The sequence below is a fragment of the Isoptericola sp. NPDC057391 genome, assembly GCF_042668085.1.
GTDB lineage: Bacteria > Actinomycetota > Actinomycetes > Actinomycetales > Cellulomonadaceae > Isoptericola.
Genome location: NZ_JBHVBO010000261.1, coordinates 1 through 4,451 on the forward strand (window position 1 = coordinate 1; position 4,451 = coordinate 4,451).

Sequence of the window (4,451 nt, forward strand, 5' to 3'; positions counted from 1 at the left end):
CGGCGAGGTAGTACGAGCTCTCGTACTACCTCGCCGTCTGCGCTACTACCTCGCGGTTGTCGGTACTACCTCGGCGTCAGCGGGCGGCGAGGGCCCTGCCGGCGGCGACGGCGTCCTCCTCGGCCTGCTTGGCCATGACGGCGGCGAGCTCGGTGAACTGGTCGAGGGCGGGGTTCACGCCGACCAGGGTGAACTCGCGCTCGACGACGGTGAGGTCGGCCAGCCAGAGGTCCGCGAGGATGCGGCGCAGGTAGCCGGTGTTGTGGTCCCAGCCCTCGCGCGGGGTGCCCTCGCCGAAGGCGCCGCCACGGGTGGTGACGAGCACGGTGGGCTTGCCCTCGAGCACGGGCACGCCGGTGCCGGCGCCGACGGTCACGAGGTCGATCCAGGCCTTCGCGTGCTGCGAGACCCCGTAGTTGTACAGCGGCAGGGCGAGCACCAGGGCGTCGGCGGCGCGCACCTCGTCGGCCAGGGCGGCGGCGAGGTCGAGGGCGGCGCGCTGCTCGGGCGAGCGCTCCGCCTCCGCGACGAAGCCGGCCGAGGTCGCCAGCGCCCAGGCGTCGGCGGGCAGCGGGTCCTGGCCCAGGTGCCGCGTGACGACCGTCGTGTCGGGGCGGGCGGCGGTGAGCTCGGTGACCACGGTGTCCGCCAGCGCGGAGCTGGCGGAGCGGTCGCCCTGGATGCTGGCGTCGAGGCGAAGAAGCGTCATGCGGTGGGTTTCCTCCGTACGGGCCCGCCGCCCCGACGGCGCGCCGGGGGCGGGGCTGCAGCTTGAATGTTCAACGCGACGGTACCCATCGGCGGATTGACCGTTCAAGTCGGCCTACGATGAGGTATGCCGTCCGCAGCGACCGACGCCCCGGCCTGGCTCAGCGACGACCAGCAGCGCAGCTGGTCGTCGGTGGCCGCGCTCCTCATGACCCTGCCCGCCACGCTCGACGCCCAGCTGCGCGCCGACGCCGGGCTCAACCTCTTCGAGTACCACGTGCTGGTCGCGCTCGGCGACGCGCCCGCGCGCACCCTGAGCATGTCCGACCTCGCCGCCCTCTCCCGCGGCTCCCTGTCGCGCCTCTCGCACGCGGTCGGTCGGCTCGAGCGCTCCGGGCTGGTCGAGCGCACGCCGTGCTCGGTGGGGCGGCGGCGCATGGAGGCCCGGCTCACGGACGCGGGCTGGGACAAGCTCGTGGCGTCCGCCCCCGGGCACGTCGCCGAGGTGCGGCGACTCGTGGTGGACGCGCTCGACCGCGGCCAGCTCGAGGCGTTCGGCGCCGCGGCCGACGTCGTCGTCCGCACGATCGACCCGGCCCTGGCGTGCGGCGAGCGTGTCCGCGGCTGCGCCCCGCCGGCCGAGCCCTCAGCCCAGCCCTCAGCGGAGCCGTCAGCCGAGCAGGGGCGGTGAGCCGGCGCCCGTGCCGGCGATGACGCCCTCGACGGTCTCGCGCAGCACGTCGCGCGGGTCGTGCGTGGGCGCCCAGCGCAGCAGCTCGCGGGCACGCGTCGCGTCGAGGACGACGTCGGCCCGGGCCATGTCGAACCAGCCCACGTCGACGGGCGCCAGGCGCAGCGTCGAGGCGACCGACAGGCCGGTCCGCGCGACGTCGGGCGAGACCTCGACGCTGCGGCCGCCGGAGAGCGTGTCGGCGAGGTCGGCCGACGTCAGCCAGCCCTCGGGAGCGACGTTGAACGGCCCGGGGTGGCGGCCGACGACGACGGCGCGGTATGCGTCGGCGGCGTCGTCGACGTGCATCACCTGCAGGCGGAGGCCCGCGAGCGCGGGCACGGCCGGCAGCAGGGCTCCCTCCGGGGCGCGCTTCGCGGCGAGTCGCAGCGCGCGCGTGCCGATCGGGCCCAGGAAGTAGCGCCCGAGCTCGGCGCCCGCCGCGCGCTGCAGCATGAGCGCGGGCCGCACCCGGCTCACGACCAGCCGCGGGTGCCGCTCGGCGACGTCGTCGAGCATCCGCTCGACGGCGGCCTTCTGCACGGAGTAGGGCGACGTGCGCACGCCGCGCCGCGGCCAGTCCTCGCGCACGAGGCCGCCGCCGGCGGGGCCGGGGGAGTAGACACCGGAGGTGGAGCCGAACACGAGGTGCGGCACCCCGCCGCGCACGACGGCGTCGGCGACGGCGCGCGAGCCGTCGAGGTTGAGGCGCCGGGCCTGCCCGGAGTCGCGCGCGGACGGCGGCGCCCAGGCGAGGTGGATGACGGCGTCGGCCCCGAGGAAGGCCCGGTCGAGGCCGCGCACGACGGCGTCCGCGGTGTCGGTGAGGTCGACCCGGACCCACTCGGCGGCGGAGTGCGGGTAGGCGACGGTGCTGCTGCCGTCGGCGCGCGGCACCCGCCGGGCGACGCCGACGACCGAGGTCACGGCGGGTTCCTGGACCAGGGCGCCCAGCACGGCGGTCCCGACGTTCCCGCTGGCTCCCACGACGACGACGCGCACGCTCCGACCGTAGCCGGGGCCGCGCCGTGGCGCGCGAGCAACCGGCGCGCGCCGCGGCTCGTGTATCCGGGACACGATGTGTATAGCCAACGCGATGTGTATGCCGTACGCTCGTGTACGTCATACACAGACCGACCGAGGGGAACGGCCATGAACGACCCGATGATCGCGGTGCGGGGGCTGCGCAAGTCCTACGGACGCACCGCCGTCCTGCGTGGCGTCGACCTCGCCGTCCGACGCGGCGAGATCTTCGCGCTGCTCGGGCCGAACGGCGCGGGCAAGACCACCACCGTCAACATCCTCACCACGCTGGTGCAGCCGGACGGGGGCACGGCGACCATCGCCGGTGCCGACGTCGTCAAGCAGCCGGCCGCCGTGCGGCGCAGCATCGCGCTGACCGGCCAGTACGCGAGCGTCGACGAGTTCCAGACGGGCGAGGAGAACCTCGTCATGATGGCCGACCTCGCGCACCTGCCGAAGCGCGTCGTGCGTCGCCGCGCCCACGAGCTCCTGGAGCGCTTCGACCTCACGGACGCCGCCCGCCGGCGGGTCGCCACCTACTCCGGCGGCATGCGCCGCCGCCTCGACCTGGCGATCAGCCTCGTCGCGGACCCGACCGTGCTGGTGCTCGACGAGCCCACCACCGGCCTCGACCCGGCGTCGCGCTCCCAGCTGTGGGAGGTCGTGCGCGGGCTCGCGGCCGACGGCACCACCATCCTGCTCACGACGCAGTACCTCGAGGAGGCCGACCGCCTCGCCGACACGATCGCCGTCCTCGCCGAGGGCACGATCGCCGCGCGCGGCACGGCGGAGGAGCTCAAGTCGCTGGTCGCCGGGGACCACGTGCGCGTGACGTTCGACGACGCCGCGAGCCTGGCCGGTGCGCGCGACCTCGGCGTCGCCGGCCTCGACGCCGCGGAGGAGGACCTCCGGGCGCTCGCCCTGACCTTCCCGAGCGCCGAGCCCGTCCGCACCATCCGCGACGTCCTCGACCGGGCCGAGTCCCGCGGCCTCGCCGTCGCGGGCGTGAGCGTGGTCAAGCCCACCCTCGACGACGTCTTCCTGGCGCTCACCGGCCACACCGCCGGGCGTGCCGCGAGTACCACCGACACCACCGACCAGCCCGCCCCCGAGGAGGCCCTGCGATGACCACCACCCTGGCCCCGGCCGCGCCCACCGCGCACGGCGCGGTCCGTCCGGCGTCCGTCCGGGCGCCGCTGCGCGACGTCGCCACCATGACCCGCCGCGAGGCGCGCCGCTCCCTGCGCTCGATCGACGGGCTGATCACCGCGTTCGCGCTGCCCGTGCTCATCATGTCGGCGTTCGTGATCGTCTTCGGCGGCGCCATCTCCGGCGGCACCGGCGGCGAGTACATCGACTACGTCGTGCCGGGCCTGCTCATCATGTGCCTGGGCATGAACTCGGCCACCGCCGCCACCGGCGTCGCCCAGGACATGACCACCGGCACGATCGACCGGTTCAAGACGCTGCCGATCTTCTCGTCCTCGGCCCTGTGGGGCCACGTGATCGCGAGCGTGGTGCGCAACCTCGCCTCCGTGGTCGTGGTGCTGCTGGTGGCGCTCGCGTACGGGTTCCGTCCCGACGCCGACCCCGCCCAGTGGCTCGGCTTCGTGGGCATGGTGGTGCTCGCGGTCGTGACGTTCACCTGGATCAGCGTGGTGCTCGGGCTCGTGCTCAGCGTCGAGGCGTCCATGTCGGTGAACATGATCTTCCTGTTCGTGCCCTACCTGAGCTCGGGGTTCGTGCCGGTCGACACCATGCCGGACTGGCTGCACGGCTTCGCCGAGCACCAGCCGTTCACGCCGATCATCGAGTCCGTGCGCGGGCTGCTGATGGGCAGCCCCGACGGCGGCACCATCCTCACCGCGTGCGCGTGGCTGGTGGGCGTCCTCGCCGCGAGCGTCGCCGCCGGCAGCGTGCTGTACCGCCGTCGGACCGCCCGCTGACCCCGAGGGACCGTTGTGGGTGGGCTCGTGGCCCCGTTCCGACC

At 74.7% G+C, this 4,451-nt stretch carries 5 protein-coding genes; 3 read left to right on the forward strand and 2 right to left on the reverse strand.

The annotated features are described in order from the left end of the window. Positions 1-76: 76 nt before the first annotated feature. On the reverse strand, positions 77-709 hold the full coding sequence (locus tag ACFUVW_RS19830) for an FMN-dependent NADH-azoreductase (protein ID WP_430573013.1): 633 nt from the start codon (positions 707-709) through the stop codon (positions 77-79). Positions 710-835: 126 nt separating this feature from the next. Between ACFUVW_RS19830 and ACFUVW_RS19835 the strand changes: the two genes are divergently transcribed. Continuing rightward, positions 836-1,399: a MarR family winged helix-turn-helix transcriptional regulator gene (locus ACFUVW_RS19835; RefSeq protein ID WP_430573014.1), complete on the forward strand. Its 564-nt coding sequence runs from the start codon at positions 836-838 to the stop codon at positions 1,397-1,399. Here the strand turns inward: ACFUVW_RS19835 and ACFUVW_RS19840 are convergent. Next, complete coding sequence (locus ACFUVW_RS19840; protein WP_430573015.1) at positions 1,379-2,440, reverse strand: NAD-dependent epimerase/dehydratase family protein; 1,062 nt, start codon at positions 2,438-2,440, stop codon at positions 1,379-1,381. The two genes, ACFUVW_RS19835 and ACFUVW_RS19840, sit on opposite strands and share 21 nt — an antisense overlap. Before the next feature lie 150 nt (positions 2,441-2,590). Here ACFUVW_RS19840 and ACFUVW_RS19845 point away from each other — a divergent pair, with 150 nt between their 5' ends. Both ACFUVW_RS19845 and ACFUVW_RS19850 read left to right on the forward strand, forming a co-directional pair. Next, positions 2,591-3,589, forward strand: coding sequence for an ATP-binding cassette domain-containing protein (locus ACFUVW_RS19845; RefSeq protein WP_430573016.1), 999 nt, complete (start codon positions 2,591-2,593; stop codon positions 3,587-3,589). Beyond that, positions 3,586-4,407 carry an ABC transporter permease gene (locus ACFUVW_RS19850; protein WP_430573017.1) on the forward strand — a complete coding sequence of 274 codons (822 nt, stop codon included), beginning with the start codon at positions 3,586-3,588 and terminating at the stop codon, positions 4,405-4,407. Before ACFUVW_RS19845 ends, ACFUVW_RS19850 begins: the two co-directional genes overlap by 4 nt. Positions 4,408-4,451: the final 44 nt, after the last annotated feature.

Coding starts and splice junctions, on each gene's coding strand:
- ACFUVW_RS19850 (WP_430573017.1), top strand. CDS start 3,586: ATGACCACCACCCTGGCCCCGGCCGCGCCCACCGCGCACGGCGCGGTC.
- ACFUVW_RS19830 (WP_430573013.1), bottom strand. CDS start 709: ATGACGCTTCTTCGCCTCGACGCCAGCATCCAGGGCGACCGCTCCGCC.
- ACFUVW_RS19835 (WP_430573014.1), top strand. CDS start 836: ATGCCGTCCGCAGCGACCGACGCCCCGGCCTGGCTCAGCGACGACCAG.
- ACFUVW_RS19845 (WP_430573016.1), top strand. CDS start 2,591: ATGAACGACCCGATGATCGCGGTGCGGGGGCTGCGCAAGTCCTACGGA.